Source organism: Microbacterium wangyouchuni (genome assembly GCF_051546305.1).
In the GTDB taxonomy this organism is placed as follows: Bacteria; Actinomycetota; Actinomycetes; order Actinomycetales; family Microbacteriaceae; genus Microbacterium.
The window spans coordinates 19118-32434 of record NZ_JBPTMA010000008.1; the positions used below are offsets into that span (position 1 = coordinate 19118).

Below are 13317 nucleotides of genomic sequence, written 5' to 3' on the forward strand. Positions count from 1 at the left end.
GTGGCGAATCATTGCGTCTCCAGTCTTTGGCGCAGCAGCTCGGGCGAGACCCGCCACTGCGCATGAAATTCATCGTTGATGAGAACGACGGGGATCTTTTCCCACCACAGCTCATACAGCGCAGCATCCTCATCGATTGATTTCTCGACGATCTCGATGCCGTCGCCGACTTCATCGGGAAGATCCGCCACGACGGCCTCAACGATCTCTCGTGCTGTGGGGCACAGATGACAGCCGGGCCTGCCGATGATGGTGACGGTGGTCACGCCGAGGGTACTTCGACCGGGTGGCCGGCAGCAATCCACTCACCGGTGCCGCCATCGACGTTGGTGGCGTCGTAACCGCGTGGCTCGAGCGCTTCCACCACGCGACCGGAGCGACCACCGGCCTGGCAGATGACGTCGAACGCCTCGGCAGGCAGCTCGTCGAGCCGGTCGCCGAGCTGCGACATCGGGATGTTCACCGCTCCGGGCACGTGCCCGGCCGCGAACTCATCTTCCTCGCGCACATCGACAAGCGGAGTGTTCTCGCGTGCAGCAAGTTCGGCGATGGTGATCGATTTCATGACTCTCCTCAGAACGCGGTTGCATACACAAAACGCCCGTCCGAAGACAGGCGCTCGTGTCTTGCCGCGTTTACTTCTTGTTGCGGCGCTGGTGGCGAGTCTTACGAAGCAGCTTGCGGTGCTTCTTCTTCGCCATGCGCTTGCGGCGCTTCTTGATGACAGAACCCACGGAAACCTCACTAAGTCAGTGGCTGGGCGTCAAAAAATTCGGACGCCCGAGTACGGGCACGGTAAATGCCTCGGATCATTCTAGCAAACCACGACCGGTGCAAAGTGCACATTGTCGAGACTTGATCCGAAGCGGTCAGCCAACCTCAGAGATCGGGCGCTGGAGAGCGTCGGCAACAGCCGATTCGGGCACGCGATAGCTGCGACCAAATCGAATCGCCGGCAACTCGCCGGAGTGCACCAGTCGATAGACGGTCATCTTCGACACACGCATGAGCTCTGCGACCTCTGCGACGGTCAAGAATCGGACATCTGGAACTTCGGGCATCCCCATTACCCCTTTCTCTGCCCCGATCCTATGGGGAATGCGGGACGCATGTAAACCCATGTGGTGATTGTGACCTATGTGACCACTGTGCAATCACTGAGGACGCACCGTCGTGGATGCAGGCCCCGTTCGGGACTGCCGGAGTGATCAGGCCCCGAGCCGCTTCAACGCCGTGGTCACCACGTGCCTCGCTGATGCTGCGGCGCGGCCGACAACCTCGGCCGCGTGCGATGCGCCGTCCGGAAGCGGAGTGAACGAAAAATCGATGTCTGGCGCGTCATCGCCGAAGGCATCCATCAAAAAGGGCACGAGCCAGTCGTCGACGACTTCGAGCGGACCGACATCGATGCTGTAGAACCGACGCTGCCCGTCTTCGCGGACACTCACCAGCTGCGCCTCGCGCAGCACCTTGAGGTGCTTCGACACGGTCGGCTGACTGATGCCCAGCTCGCTGACGATCTGCGAGACGCTCGTGCCGGCATCTTCCTCGGTCGAGCGACGCAGAAGCAGCTGAAGGATGTCGCGCCTTGTGCCGTCTGCGATCACGTCGAAGATGTCGGTCATGAGATCAGGCTAGCCGTCCCGGGCCCGGAGTACCATGTCGAAGGCGCTTCAGCGATCCTCGTAGAAGCCTGAGATGAAGCGCAGGGAGGGACACCGATGTCGAGCGCCTGGGCATCTCCGTCGTCGCAGGGGAAGATCCGCGACGCGTGGCACTTCATGCGACGAATCGTGACGTCATCCCCTTCACGTTTCGCGATCGCCATCTTCGCCACGCTGATCCTCGTGTTCACCGCACTGTTCTCACTGCCGATCGCGTCGGCATCCGGAACGGTCACGCCTCTCAGCGATGCTCTGTTCACCGCGGTATCCACGATCTGTGTCACCGGACTCGCGACAGTCGACATGGCGACACACTGGTCACCATTCGGACACGTGCTGGTCTTCCTGGGCGTGAACATCGGCGGAATGGGTGTGCTCACGCTGGCTTCCGTGCTGGGCTTGGTGATCTCCAAGAAGCTCGGCCTGCGGGCCAAGCTTCTCGCCGCAGGTGACAGCAACCCGCTGCGTGCACATGGTGGTCCTGTCAATGAGGGCCAGACTGTGCGCCTCGGTGAAGTCGGACAGCTACTGAAGACAGTCGCCTTGTCGCTGCTCATCATCGAGCTCGTCGTGGCTGTTCTGCTCTACCCCGGGCTGGTGATGGCCGGAATCCCCCCGCTCGCGGCGCTGTGGGAGGCCCCCTACTACGCGGCGATGTCGTTCACGAACACCGGTTTCACCCCGAATACGGGCGGCGTGTTGGAGTTTGCCGACGACTACTTCGTGCTCTCCGTGCTCATGGTGAGCGTCTTCCTCGGCAGCATCGGCTTCCCTGTGATCTACACGCTCGCCAAGCACCACTGGCACGTCAAGCGCTGGTCACTGCACGCGAAACTCACCCTCATCACCACCACAATCCTGTTCGTCGCGGGCGCCGGGGTCTTCCTCGTGCTGGAATACGACAACGCGCTGACATTCGGATCAATGGATGCCGGAAACACCACATTCCAGGCGTTCTTCCTCTCGGCTATGACCCGTTCTGGCGGCTTCAGCGTCATCGACATCGGCGATCTCAACGGCTCTTCACTGGTTGCGGGATCCATGTTGATGTTCGTCGGCGGCGGCTCAGCATCCACCGCAGGCGGCATCAAGGTGACCACGCTCGCAGTCCTCGCCATTGCGGTGTGGTCAGAGGCGCGCGGACGCCAGTCCGTCGAGGCATTCGGCCGCCGCATCCCGAGCGATGTGCAGCGGGTCGCACTCAGCGTCGTCGCGTGGGGCGCCACGATCGTCGCCCTGTCGACGATCGTGATCGCCCAGATAACCAAAGCACCCATCGCCGAGGTGCTCTTCGATGTGATCTCTGCGTTCGGAACCGTCGGGCTCTCCACGGGGCTGACCGCACAGCTGCCGGATTCGGCGTCATACGTCATGGCAGCCACGATCTTCATGGGGCGCATTGGTACAGTGACTCTCGCCGCGGCAGTCGCCGCGACATCGCGTTCGCAGCTTTATTCGCTGCCCGTGGAAAGGCCGATCGTTGGTTGAAGTCCTCCGGGGCGACGCCCCCGTACTCGTGATCGGCCTCGGTCGGTTCGGCGCCGCATGTGCTGGCGAGCTCGACCGTCTGGACCGCGACGTGCTGGCGATGGACGAAAGCCTCGAGCTCGTTCAGAAATGGTCCGACCGAGTCACGCACACGGTGCAGGGCGATGCCCGCAACCTCGATGCGCTCAAGCAGATCGGCGCCCAGGACTTCCAGGTCGCCGTCGTCGCGGTCGGTTCGCTCATCGAGGCATCCGTCCTCATCACGGCCAACCTTGTCGATCTCAAGGTGCCGCAGATCTGGGCCAAGGCCGTCTCGCAGTCGCACGGCAAAATCCTCGCCCGTGTCGGCGCCAACCACGTCATCTACCCGGAACGCGAGGCCGGCGAACGCGTGGCGCACCTGGTCAGCGGGCGGATGCTGGACTTCATCCGCTTCGACGACGACTTCGTGCTCGTCAAGATGTACCCGCCGAAGTTCATCCGCGGCGTGGGACTGAACGAATCCGGCGTACGGTCCAAGTACCGAGTCACCGTCGTCGGAGTCAAGAGCCCGGGCAAGCCTTTCCGCTACGCGGAGGCGACGACCGTGGTCACCAACCACGACCTCATCATCGTTTCCGGCACCAACAGCGATATCGAACGCTTCGCCGCTCTCGACCGCTGAGCAACTGGCTATGTCGATCACCAAAAATATCCTTCTTGACGGTATCTCCGCGCGGGTGATCGAGACGTCGCGACTGCGCGTGAACATCCTCGAGCGCACGGCCGATGCCCCCTCCACTCCCCCGCTGCGCACGGTCGTCTTCGTGCACGGAAACGTTTCATCGGCCCTGTTCTGGCAGGAGACGATGCTGAGCCTTCCTGCGGATGTGCGGTCGATCGCCGTGGATCTGCGCGGTTTCGGTGGCAGCGAGGCGCTGCCGGTGGATGCGACGCGCGGCCTCAGCGATTTCAGCGATGACGTGTATGCCACGTTGCAGGAGATCGGCGTGCCCTCGGCACACCTGGTCGGATGGTCGATGGGCGGCGGCGTCGTGATGCAGTACGCACTCGACTACCCGGTGCTCAGTCTGACGCTTCAGGCTCCGGTCTCGCCCTATGGCTTCGGCGGAACGCGCCTGGATGGATCGCGACTGACTGATGATGATGCCGGTTGCGGAGGTGGCGGCGGCAATCCGGACTTCATCGACCGTCTGCGCGCCGGCGACACCTCTGCCGATGCGCCAACATCGCCGCGCAACGTGTTCCGCGCCAGCTACGTCGCCCCCGGGCACATCGCCGAACACGAGGACATCTGGGTGGCCGCAATGAATTCGACCTCAACCCAACCCGGAAACTACCCCGGCAACAGCGTCACAAGCACGAGTTGGCCCGGTTTCGGCGCGGGCGACACCGGTGTGCTGAACACGATGGCGCCAGGGAACTTCAACGTCTCGCGCCTGATCGACCTGGTCGAGAAGCCGCCGATCCTCTGGGTCCGCGGAACCGCTGACGCCATCGTGTCGGATGCGTCATTGTTCGATCTGAACCACCTCGGCGCCATCGGCGCGATCCCTGGCTGGCCCGGAGCAGATGTTGCTCCCGCCCAGCAGATGGTGTCGCAGACGAGAGCGGTGCTCGACGCCTACGCCGCCGCGGGCGGCGAGGTCGATGAGGTCGTCTGGGAAGGTGTTGGACACTCTCCGCACCTCGAGCGTCCGGAGGATTTCCGCGCGGCGCTGCTGCGCGTCATGCGGCATCCCCGCGGCTGAGCGCGCTCAGTTCCCGGCTGCCATCTCCCGCGCACGGGCCAGCGCAGCATCGGTCGCGCTGGCGAAAAGCTCGTCGAGGTGCGCTTCCTGAAGCACGGCGATGGCCCGCTCCGTGGTGCCCTTCGGGCTGGTCACACGGCGGCGCAGCTCGGCGGGGGTCTCGCCGGATGCCGCCAGCAGCGCGGTCGCTCCGATGAATGTCTGCTCGGCCATCAGACGCGCATCCGCCTCATCGAAGCCCTTGCCGATCGCTGCCTTCGTCAGCTCTTCGATCAGGAGGAACACATACGCGGGCCCAGAACCGGAGATCGTGGAGAGCGCATCGATGCGCTCTTCTGGCACCTCGATGACCGCGCCCACAAGCTCGAACAGTCGGCGCACCACCGCGAGGTCATCAGCGGATGCGGCCGCGCTGGCCGCGAGGCCGGTCACACCCTTGCCCACGGTCGAGGGCGTGTTCGGCATCGACCGGATCACGCTGACGTCCGGCCCGAGGTGCTCGGAGAAGGTCGCCAGGGTGACGCCGGCGGCAAGGCTCACGACAATGGCATCCTCGCGCAGAGCCGGCACGATCTCGCGCAGCAGATCGGGCACCATCGCAGGCTTCACACCCACGAGGATGATACGGGCCGACGCCACGGCATCCACGTTGCCGGTCGGGTGCTCCTCCAGCGCGACCGCCGTGACATTCTCGAGCTCGGCGAGAGCCGCGGCCTTCTCGGCCGTGCGGTTGGTGGCGATGATGCCGCCGTCGACACCGAGGCCGGAGGCGACGACGCCGTGCAGGATGGCGCCTCCCATCGATCCGGCACCGAGGAACGCGAGAGACGGGAGCGATTCAGCCATGCGGCCATCCTATTAGCGGCATCCGCCATCAGGTCCTGGGCATCCTGAGCGGCGCGAACTAGAATCACCGTCATGAGTGCATCTGCGAGCAAACACGACGTGGACCTGATCATCGATGCCATCATCGGATGCCCCGACATCGAGAAGCTCATCAGCCTGAAGACATTCATCGTTGCGCCCGGTGAGTTACTCGTCGCCGCGAAGATCGCTTTCCCGGCGGAGAAGACCGTGCGGGAGTTGGCCGATCACATCGAAGTGATCGAGCAGCAGATCCGCGACACCGTTCCCACGGCACGCGCCATCTACATCCAGCCCGACATCTACCGTCCAGCGATCGACCCCGAGCCGTCGACGGACGTGTTCGTTCTGAAGTCCGCGGACTGACGTCCGCGACGAGCGCGTCGAGCGCGACGACAGACTCAGCGGCGCTGCTCGAAGAATTCGCGCAGCAGTGCGGTTGCGGCATCCGTCTGCATACCGGCGACAACCTCCGCACGGTAGGGAAGGCGGCGATCACGCAGAACGTCGTACATCGACCCGGCGGCCCCTGCTTTGTCGTCCCACGCCCCGAACACCACCCGCCCGATCCGGGACTGCAGGATCGCGCCAGCACACATCACGCACGGCTCCAGCGTGACGACGAGGGTGTGCGCTTCGAGGTTCCATGATCCGGTGGATGCCGCGGCCTGCCGCAGCGCCACGATCTCAGCGTGCCCGGTGGGGTCGTGCGTTTCTTCGCGGTTGTTGCGCCCTTCGCCAACCACCTGACCTTCGGCATTCAACACCACCGCACCAACCGGGACTTCGCCGGCTGCAGCAGCCTCAGCGGCGAGCGTGAGCGCACGCTGCATCGCACGGTCATCGGAGCGGGTCATGCGTCGAGTTTAGTTCTCGGTCGTGTCGGCATCCCCCTCAGGGCGGATGCCGAAGATCAGCCACCGGGCTGATCCGCTCATCCGCTGGCGTCGGCAAGATTGAAGACATGGAAAACTTCGCATACATCGCCACCATCTCCGCCGGTCCGCTGCTCGTCGCCGTGATCACCACTCTGAACGCTAAGAAGACAAACGCTATGTGGCGTGAGCGCCGTGAGGCCCGTATCGCCGCTCGTGCAGCGTCCAAAGCCTGATCTAGTGCAATCAGAGTCGTGTCGCAGGCGTGCAGCGCATTACCCTGTAACCATGCGTGTTCACGTCGCCGACCACCCTCTCATCACCCACAAGATCTCGGTGCTGCGCGATGTGCGCACCCCGTCGCCTGTTTTTCGGCAGCTGACGGAGGAGCTTGTGACGCTGCTCGCCTATGAGGCGACGCGCAATGTCAAGGTGAGTCCGGTTGAGATCACCACGCCCGTCACCACCACGATGGGCGTGAAGATCTCGGAGCCGCGCCCGATCGTCGTGCCGATTCTGCGCGCCGGGCTCGGGATGCTGGAGGGCCTAGTGAAGCTGCTGCCCACCGCGGAGGTCGGCTTCCTCGGGATGATCCGCGACGAGACGACGTTCGAGCCGACGACCTACACCGAGCGCCTTCCCGATGACCTCAGCGATCGGCAGTGCTTCGCTATCGATCCGATGCTCGCCACCGGCGGTTCGCTGGGGGCCGCCATTGAGTTCCTCTTCCAGCGCGGTGCGCAGGATGTCACGGCGATCTGCCTGCTGGGCACGCCCGAGGGCGTTGCCGCGATCGAGAAGATCGTCGGCGACCGCGACGTGACGCTCGTGCTGGGAGCACTCGACGAGGGCCTCAACGAAAAGGGCTACATCGTGCCGGGCCTCGGCGACGCCGGCGACCGCCTGTACGGCACGGCCTGAGCGCGACCGGGAACACGACCTAAGCACGACCGGGCGACAGCGCTCCGGCGATCAGCGCAGCGCCCACACTCCGAGTTCATTGCCGCTCGGGTCGGCGAAGTGCAGCCGTCGCCCGCCGGGGAACTCGTACGGTTCTTGCACGATGCGACCGCCCGCCTGAGCGATCGCGCGCGCCGTGGCATCGAGGTCATCTGAATACAAGAGCACGAACGGTCCGCCGCTCGCCCGCGACTCGGATGCGACGAGCAGACCGCCCACTTCTTGTCATGGCGCGACGCTAGCACCGGCCGGCGACATCGAGTCCGCGCGGTCGTCCTTCGCACTCTCGTCGCGGTCTGCACCCACCAACCGCGCGAATGCGCTCAGCCGCGCCACGCCCTCCGGCGTGTACGGCAGGTCATCGAGGAGGGCGGGCGAGTGGATGACGAACGAAGCCACCTGCGCTCGTGAGATTGCGACATTCAGCCGGTTCTGCAGCAGCAGGAACTCGGGACCACGCGGCGCATCACGGCCGCTGGATGCCGCGAGCGTGACGATCGAGACAGCCGCTTCCTTGCCTTGGAAGTTATCGACGGTGCCCACCGGGACCCCGGGATACCCGGCAGCGGCAAGAGCGTCGGAGACCAGCTGCTTCTGCGCGTTGTACGGTGCCACGACGATGAAGTCGGACTCGCCCAGGGGCCTAGGAGAAGAGTCCTGATCCATATCGGTGAACTCGCGGCCGAGCAATTCGCCGATGATTCGCACGACCTCGGCGGCCTCTTGTGGAGACTGCGTGGCGTTGCCCCGGTGACGCACCGGGACGATGTGCACGCCGGGTTCAATACTGGCGATGGAGCGTCGTTCGGTGCCGGGCGCGGAAGCGAGCTTGCCGGCATAGGAGAGCCGGGAGACGGGAGCGGCAACTGCCGGATGCATCCGCCAGCTGCGGTCGAGGAAATACCCGTACTCTGCTCGGACGACGGCGTCGCCGTCCATCACCCATCCCAGCGCCGAGGTGTTCACGGGCTCCGGGTGCGCTCCTTGACTGACCTGCGGCAGCTGTTGCGGGTCGCCGAGGAGGAGTAGCCGCTTCGCACCGGCTGCCACCGCGATCGTCGAGGCGATGGAGAACTGTCCGGCTTCATCGATGACCAGCAGGTCGAGCCCGTGACGTTCGACACGGCCGGTGTGGCTGAAGTCCCAAGCGGTGCCCCCGACGACCACACCCTGCTCACCACGTTCAGCGAGGAACGCCGCCATCCCGGGCTTCGGGATCGGGGTGTACGTCGGGTTGCTGTGCTTGTCCTTCGGGGCCTTTGCGACCTGGCCCGGTGGCACACCATCGACGATGACCCGTTCGAGCAGCGTTTCCACGATCGCGTGCGACTGCGCCACTACTCCGACCCGGAACCCGTGCTCGTTCACGAGGCGGGCGATCACCTTCGAGCCGGTGTAGGTCTTCCCGGTGCCGGGCGGGCCCTGTACGGCAAGATAGCTGCGGTCCAGATCAAGAATGCCCCGGACGATCGCATCGATTCGGTCGTCGTCCGCTGCCGGCAACGCATTTCCGGAAACAGTACGCGGCGGGATGCGACGCAGGATGTCGGTCGCGGCGTCCTGCGGGAACGCGGGTGCCTCGGCATGCACCGCATCCGCCCACTCATCGATCGCGCCCTGGAGAGATGCGACACGTGGCGGGGACGCCGGGGTGAGAGCGAGAGGCAACTCATCCCAGGTCTGACCGCCGATTGCCGTCTCAACGACCACGTAGCCGTCGTCCAGCACTTCGAGCACTGTAAGAGTGCGGGCAACATGCACCGCGCGCGACGGTGCTTCCGCATCGAAGGGAGCCGGATACGGGTACAGCGCGAACGGGTTCGACCCTTCGCCCAGTGTCGTGCCTGGTGAGACCTCGCCGCGGATCTCTATTTCACGCGAGGAGACGCGTCGTCCCTCTTCGACACTCCAATCGCGCCGGAGCGTGCTCTGCGCAGCATCGACCCGAACGACGTCGCGGGTCTGGTCCCACATCGATACCGGCTCACGCAGACGTTGGAAGTGGCCGACCCAGAAGCTCTTGGCCTCGCGCGGGAAATAGTCGATCGCTGCCGCGGCGACCCGGTGCGCTTCGCCGTCTCCCCCGGCTTCGACGTCACGAGCGGCGTCGGCCAGCAGCGCGACGGAGCGGTGCGATGGCTCATAGACAAGCTCTTCGGGGATATCAGGCGGTGCCGGGTTGACCCCCTTCTGCTTGGCGATCTCGATCAACCAGTTACGCAGCCGGCGGGTGGAGACGCAGTCGTAACGGTTGTAATCGGCCAGGTCGTTGAACACCGCCTGCGCCTGCGCAGCCTCGCCAGCAGCGGAGAGCTCCCGCGCGGCGACGTACTGCACGATCGAGTCATCCCCCTTCTGCACGTCGCTCGTGCGCACGTCCTCGCCCATATAAAGCGGTTCGAGCTTCTTGATGGAGTAGGAACGCGAACCGACACGTACCGTGCGCAGCACCAGCGGGTACAGGTCGACGAACACTCCGTCACGCAGGAGCTTGTCGACGGCCGCTTCACCGGTCCCGTGACGCGCAGCCATCGCCACCAGGTGCGACGTCTCGTACGGCGCGTAGTGGTAGATGTGCATGTCGGGGTGGGCGGCGCGGCGAGCGTTCACAAAATCGAGGAACTGCTCGAGCGCACGCTTCTCATCGGCGAAGGTATGCGCCCACAGCGGCGTGTACTGGTCGTCGTTATCGACCCAGCCGAAGAGGTAGTCGATCCCCCACTGGGTGTGCCCGTCAGGTGCAGGCTCGGTATAGAGCGGATCTCCTTCGAAATCGAAGAAGATGTCACCGCGGCTCGGACGCGGAAGCGTGTTGATGGCCTGCGGATGGTAGACATCGAACACCGGCGCGTCATCGGCGTCTGCCCGCAATTGCAGTCGCGCCTGATCACGGAGAGACTCGAAAGAATCGACGTTCATGCCCGTCGGAGCCTGTACCGCGGCGGCGAGCTCATCGATCGTCTGGATGCCGGCGGCACGCAGTCGTGCACGCTGTACCGGACGCATGCGCGCCACCATCAGCAGGTCTCTGGCGGCATCGACCTGCTCGGTGCAGGTGGCGCAGCGCCCGCACGCGGTGATATCGAGCTCATCGCGCCCATCGCCCCAGGCCAGTGCCTCACCCGCTGGACCGTCAGAAACTCGACGATCGGTGATGATTGCGCGCAGACGTGTTCGACGGACGTGGAACAGCGGCAGCAGATCATCGACGGCGTGCGTGCTAATGGTGCCGTCGCCGAGAATGAGGTCGACTTCGTCGGCACGCGGGATGCCGAGGCGATCGAGCTGGTCGACATATGCCGCAAGCTGCATGAGGGCAGTGACTCGCGCAGTGCGGGCGAGTTTGGAGTCTTGCACCCGCCAGCGGCCGTCGTCATCCTTCAGCAGAAAGTCCGCGAAGCCGACGAACTCGTCGGTGGAGAAGGCTGCTTGGAACACCACCCGCGCATCGGAGCGAAGCGCCACCGTACTCTGTGCCACAGCGGCCGCGAGCGCCGTTGGTTCGGCCGATGAGACCGGGGAAACCTCGTACACGGAGTCGACGCCGAAACGCTGGCGATATGCCTCGAGCACATTCAGTTCGTGCACGTCTCCGAGCCGAGCGGCCCGGGCGAGCGTAGCGTCTTCGGGCTCTTCCACCCGGGGCACACGGCCGAGCTTCGCATCGATTGCGCGTGCCCAGGCGAACTCGCACTCGGCGGCGGCCTTCAGGTCGCTGGCGCTCCAGATAACGCGCTGAGCGTGGGTGTCGATTCGCATGCTTCGACACTAGCCGCGGCATCCGACATCACCGCGGGCGCGCGGCTCAACGAGCGCTGCGCCACCAGGTGTCGTCTGGGGTGACCGGAAGGTGTCTCTTGTGCCGGCTGCCCAGATACTTGGCTTCCACTAGCGCGGCGGTGGCAGCATCCACTGGCTTGCCCTCGAGGTAGTCATCGATCTGCTCGTAGGTCAGCCCGAGTTCGTCCTCGTCGGCTCGTCCCGGCTGCCCGTCGAGCAGGTCGGCGGTGGGCACCTTCATCCAGAGGCGGTCCGGGGCACCCAGCTCACGAAGCAGCGCCTTGCCCTGCCGTTTGGTGAGCCCGGCAAGGGGCAGGATGTCGGCTGCGCCGTCACCGAACTTCGTGTAGAAACCTGTCACCGCTTCGGCCGCGTGATCGGTACCGAGCACCAGATGCCCGTCGTGTCCGGCCAACGCATACTGCGTCACCATTCGAATGCGCGCCTTGATGTTCCCGCGATTGAAGTCCGTCAGTTCTGCGCCGGCCGCCTGCTCGATATCTTTTTCGACACCGTCGACGCCGTGCTGGATGTTGACATCCACGGCGCGGTCGGCAGCGACGAACGCGACAGCCGCGATGGCATCATCCGCGTCATATTGGACCCGGTAGGGCAGACGCACACCGATGAATGATGCCGTACGGCCCGACTCACGCACACGTTCGACAGCCAACTGCGCGAGGCGCCCGGCGAGGGTCGAGTCCTGACCACCGGAGATGCCGAGCACGTACCCGGCAGCGCCTGTTGTCGTGAGGTAGTCAACGAGGAACTGAACCCGGCGCTCGATCTCTTCGCGCGGGTCGATGTCTGCCTGCACGCCAAGGGCCTGTGCGATCTCCTTCTGAAGCGTCATGTCTCCAGTATCGTCGTTGGTTGTTACGAAGCAATGACGCGATCCCGCGAAGCCGGCAATAGGGTGGCGTACGGCGCTGGTTGCCCCACCAGCGGCTAAGAAAGTGAGCTCCTCATGACTGTTCTCGGCCACAGCGACCTCGATGTGCTGCCCCTCGCGCTGGGCGGCAATGTGTTCGGCTGGACCGCCGACCGCGACGCCTCCTTCGAGATCCTCGATGCTTTCGTCGCCGGTGGCGGGAATTTCATCGACACCGCCGATGGGTACAGCGCCTGGGTACCGGGCAACAGCGGCGGCGAGAGTGAGACGATCATCGGCGAGTGGCTCGCTTCCCGCAAGCCCCGCGGATTGACGATCGCGACGAAGGTCAGCAGCCATCCGGAATTTAGGGGTCTGTCAGCGAAGAACATCCGCGCGGCCGCGGAGGCATCGCTGAATCGTCTGGGCGTCGAGTCGATCGATCTCTACTACGCGCACTTCGACGATGCCGCGACCCCTCTCGAGGACACGGTCGCCGCATTCGGTCAGCTCGTCGACGATGGCCTCGTCCGTCACATCGCCGTGTCAAACTATTCGGCCGACCGCATCCGCTCGTGGATCGAGATCGCGCAGGATGCCGGCATCGCGCTACCGGTCGCCGTGCAGCCGCATTACAACATCGTGCACCGAAACGACGTCGAGGAGCACATCATCCCGGTCGCCGAGGAGTTCGGGCTGAGCCTGGTGCCCTACTACGCCTTGGCCAGCGGTTTCCTCACCGGAAAGTACCGTTCGACGGATGCTACGACCGTGAACTCACCGCGCGCCGGCGGAGCATCGAAGTACGCGACGGAACACGGACTGCGGGTGATCGCCGAGTTGGAGAACGTGGCTGCGGCGCACGGCGCGTCAGTTGCCGCCGTTGCTCTCGCGTGGTTGCGCGAACAGCCGACGGTTGCCGCTCCCATCGCCAGCGCGTCACGTGTGGAGCAGGTGGCAGATCTGCTGGCCAGCACCGCGCTGGAGCTGACCGCAGATGAACTGGGTGCGGTGGATTCGGTATCGGAGTGGAGCCCGGCGAACGTCTGAGACAGCCGGAGTGC

General features: G+C 64.7%; 17 protein-coding genes. 7 read left to right on the forward strand and 10 right to left on the reverse strand.

Annotation, left to right across the window (positions count from 1 at the left end):
* Positions 1 to 8: 8 nt before the first annotated feature.
* The 5 genes from ACSS7Z_RS14340 to ACSS7Z_RS14360 all read right to left on the reverse strand — a co-directional run bounded on the left by ACSS7Z_RS14340 (position 9) and on the right by ACSS7Z_RS14360 (position 1625).
* Positions 9 to 266 carry a glutaredoxin family protein gene (locus tag ACSS7Z_RS14340; protein ID WP_438255551.1) on the reverse strand — a complete coding sequence of 86 codons (258 nt, stop codon included), beginning with the start codon at positions 264 to 266 and terminating at the stop codon, positions 9 to 11.
* On the reverse strand, positions 263 to 565 hold the full coding sequence (locus ACSS7Z_RS14345) for a rhodanese-like domain-containing protein (protein WP_438255552.1): 303 nt from the start codon (positions 563 to 565) through the stop codon (positions 263 to 265). Before ACSS7Z_RS14345 ends, ACSS7Z_RS14340 begins: the two co-directional genes overlap by 4 nt.
* Before the next feature lie 70 nt (positions 566 to 635).
* Positions 636 to 734 carry a 30S ribosomal protein bS22 gene (locus ACSS7Z_RS14350; protein WP_003792170.1) on the reverse strand — a complete coding sequence of 33 codons (99 nt, stop codon included), beginning with the start codon at positions 732 to 734 and terminating at the stop codon, positions 636 to 638.
* A gap of 135 nt (positions 735 to 869) precedes the next feature.
* Entirely contained in the window at positions 870 to 1061 is a 192-nt protein-coding gene (locus ACSS7Z_RS14355; protein WP_438255553.1) for a helix-turn-helix domain-containing protein, read from the reverse strand.
* 147 nt (positions 1062 to 1208) lie between these two features.
* A complete protein-coding gene (locus ACSS7Z_RS14360; RefSeq protein ID WP_438255554.1) occupies positions 1209 to 1625 on the reverse strand; it encodes an ArsR/SmtB family transcription factor in 417 nt (138 codons plus the stop codon).
* Between the two features lie 96 nt (positions 1626 to 1721).
* Between ACSS7Z_RS14360 and ACSS7Z_RS14365 the strand changes: the two genes are divergently transcribed.
* Genes ACSS7Z_RS14365 through ACSS7Z_RS14375 form a run of 3 tightly spaced genes read left to right on the forward strand, consistent with a single transcriptional unit; the run spans position 1722 to position 4903 of the window.
* Complete coding sequence (locus tag ACSS7Z_RS14365; protein WP_438255555.1) at positions 1722 to 3152, forward strand: TrkH family potassium uptake protein; 1431 nt, start codon at positions 1722 to 1724, stop codon at positions 3150 to 3152.
* Positions 3145 to 3816, forward strand: a complete 672-nt coding sequence (locus ACSS7Z_RS14370) for a potassium channel family protein (RefSeq protein ID WP_438255556.1) — start codon at positions 3145 to 3147, stop codon at positions 3814 to 3816. Before ACSS7Z_RS14365 ends, ACSS7Z_RS14370 begins: the two co-directional genes overlap by 8 nt.
* 10 nt (positions 3817 to 3826) lie before the next feature.
* Positions 3827 to 4903 (forward strand): alpha/beta hydrolase, encoded by a 1077-nt coding sequence (locus ACSS7Z_RS14375; protein ID WP_438255557.1) that lies wholly within the window; start codon positions 3827 to 3829, stop codon positions 4901 to 4903.
* A 6-nt stretch (positions 4904 to 4909) separates the two neighbouring features.
* On the opposite strand, the gene proC is transcribed toward ACSS7Z_RS14375, so the two are convergent.
* Entirely contained in the window at positions 4910 to 5749 is an 840-nt protein-coding gene (gene proC, locus ACSS7Z_RS14380) for a pyrroline-5-carboxylate reductase (RefSeq protein WP_438255558.1), read from the reverse strand.
* A 72-nt stretch (positions 5750 to 5821) separates the two neighbouring features.
* On the opposite strand from proC, the gene ACSS7Z_RS14385 reads away from it, so the two are divergent.
* Positions 5822 to 6133: a cation diffusion facilitator family transporter gene (locus tag ACSS7Z_RS14385; protein ID WP_438255559.1), complete on the forward strand. Its 312-nt coding sequence runs from the start codon at positions 5822 to 5824 to the stop codon at positions 6131 to 6133.
* A 35-nt stretch (positions 6134 to 6168) separates the two neighbouring features.
* On the opposite strand, the gene tadA is transcribed toward ACSS7Z_RS14385, so the two are convergent.
* On the reverse strand, positions 6169 to 6624 hold the full coding sequence (gene tadA, locus ACSS7Z_RS14390) for a tRNA adenosine(34) deaminase TadA (RefSeq protein ID WP_438255560.1): 456 nt from the start codon (positions 6622 to 6624) through the stop codon (positions 6169 to 6171).
* 107 nt (positions 6625 to 6731) lie between these two features.
* Here tadA and ACSS7Z_RS14395 point away from each other — a divergent pair, with 107 nt between their 5' ends.
* Together ACSS7Z_RS14395 and upp are read left to right on the forward strand one after the other, a co-directional pair.
* The gene (locus ACSS7Z_RS14395) at positions 6732 to 6878 is read left to right on the forward strand and encodes a hypothetical protein (protein WP_438255561.1); all 147 of its coding nucleotides are present in this window, start codon (positions 6732 to 6734) and stop codon (positions 6876 to 6878) included.
* A 52-nt stretch (positions 6879 to 6930) separates the two neighbouring features.
* Positions 6931 to 7563 (forward strand): uracil phosphoribosyltransferase, encoded by a 633-nt coding sequence (gene upp, locus ACSS7Z_RS14400; protein ID WP_438255562.1) that lies wholly within the window; start codon positions 6931 to 6933, stop codon positions 7561 to 7563.
* A gap of 51 nt (positions 7564 to 7614) precedes the next feature.
* Here the strand turns inward: upp and ACSS7Z_RS14405 are convergent, their stop codons facing one another.
* From ACSS7Z_RS14405 to nadE, 3 genes are read right to left on the reverse strand one after another with little or no spacing between them, the layout of a single operon-like run.
* A complete protein-coding gene (locus tag ACSS7Z_RS14405) occupies positions 7615 to 7821 on the reverse strand; it encodes a VOC family protein (protein ID WP_438255563.1) in 207 nt (68 codons plus the stop codon).
* 6 nt (positions 7822 to 7827) lie between these two features.
* Positions 7828 to 11361: a TM0106 family RecB-like putative nuclease gene (locus ACSS7Z_RS14410; protein ID WP_438255564.1), complete on the reverse strand. Its 3534-nt coding sequence runs from the start codon at positions 11359 to 11361 to the stop codon at positions 7828 to 7830.
* A 46-nt stretch (positions 11362 to 11407) separates the two neighbouring features.
* Entirely contained in the window at positions 11408 to 12235 is an 828-nt protein-coding gene (gene nadE, locus ACSS7Z_RS14415) for an NAD(+) synthase (RefSeq protein ID WP_438255565.1), read from the reverse strand.
* A gap of 114 nt (positions 12236 to 12349) precedes the next feature.
* Here nadE and ACSS7Z_RS14420 point away from each other — a divergent pair, with 114 nt between their 5' ends.
* Positions 12350 to 13303 carry an aldo/keto reductase gene (locus ACSS7Z_RS14420; RefSeq protein WP_438255566.1) on the forward strand — a complete coding sequence of 318 codons (954 nt, stop codon included), beginning with the start codon at positions 12350 to 12352 and terminating at the stop codon, positions 13301 to 13303.
* Positions 13304 to 13317 lie beyond the last annotated feature (14 nt).

Excerpts from the sequence above, each read along its gene's own strand:
- ACSS7Z_RS14345 (WP_438255552.1), bottom strand. The coding sequence starts at position 565 with ATGAAATCGATCACCATCGCCGAACTTGCTGCACGCGAGAACACTCCG.
- ACSS7Z_RS14385 (WP_438255559.1), top strand. The coding sequence starts at position 5,822 with ATGAGTGCATCTGCGAGCAAACACGACGTGGACCTGATCATCGATGCC.
- proC (WP_438255558.1), bottom strand. The coding sequence starts at position 5,749 with ATGGCTGAATCGCTCCCGTCTCTCGCGTTCCTCGGTGCCGGATCGATG.
- ACSS7Z_RS14355 (WP_438255553.1), bottom strand. The coding sequence starts at position 1,061 with ATGCCCGAAGTTCCAGATGTCCGATTCTTGACCGTCGCAGAGGTCGCA.
- nadE (WP_438255565.1), bottom strand. The coding sequence starts at position 12,235 with ATGACGCTTCAGAAGGAGATCGCACAGGCCCTTGGCGTGCAGGCAGAC.
- ACSS7Z_RS14375 (WP_438255557.1), top strand. The coding sequence starts at position 3,827 with ATGTCGATCACCAAAAATATCCTTCTTGACGGTATCTCCGCGCGGGTG.
- ACSS7Z_RS14365 (WP_438255555.1), top strand. The coding sequence starts at position 1,722 with ATGTCGAGCGCCTGGGCATCTCCGTCGTCGCAGGGGAAGATCCGCGAC.
- ACSS7Z_RS14420 (WP_438255566.1), top strand. The coding sequence starts at position 12,350 with ATGACTGTTCTCGGCCACAGCGACCTCGATGTGCTGCCCCTCGCGCTG.
- tadA (WP_438255560.1), bottom strand. The coding sequence starts at position 6,624 with ATGACCCGCTCCGATGACCGTGCGATGCAGCGTGCGCTCACGCTCGCC.
- ACSS7Z_RS14410 (WP_438255564.1), bottom strand. The coding sequence starts at position 11,361 with ATGCGAATCGACACCCACGCTCAGCGCGTTATCTGGAGCGCCAGCGAC.
- ACSS7Z_RS14395 (WP_438255561.1), top strand. The coding sequence starts at position 6,732 with ATGGAAAACTTCGCATACATCGCCACCATCTCCGCCGGTCCGCTGCTC.
- upp (WP_438255562.1), top strand. The coding sequence starts at position 6,931 with ATGCGTGTTCACGTCGCCGACCACCCTCTCATCACCCACAAGATCTCG.
- ACSS7Z_RS14360 (WP_438255554.1), bottom strand. The coding sequence starts at position 1,625 with ATGACCGACATCTTCGACGTGATCGCAGACGGCACAAGGCGCGACATC.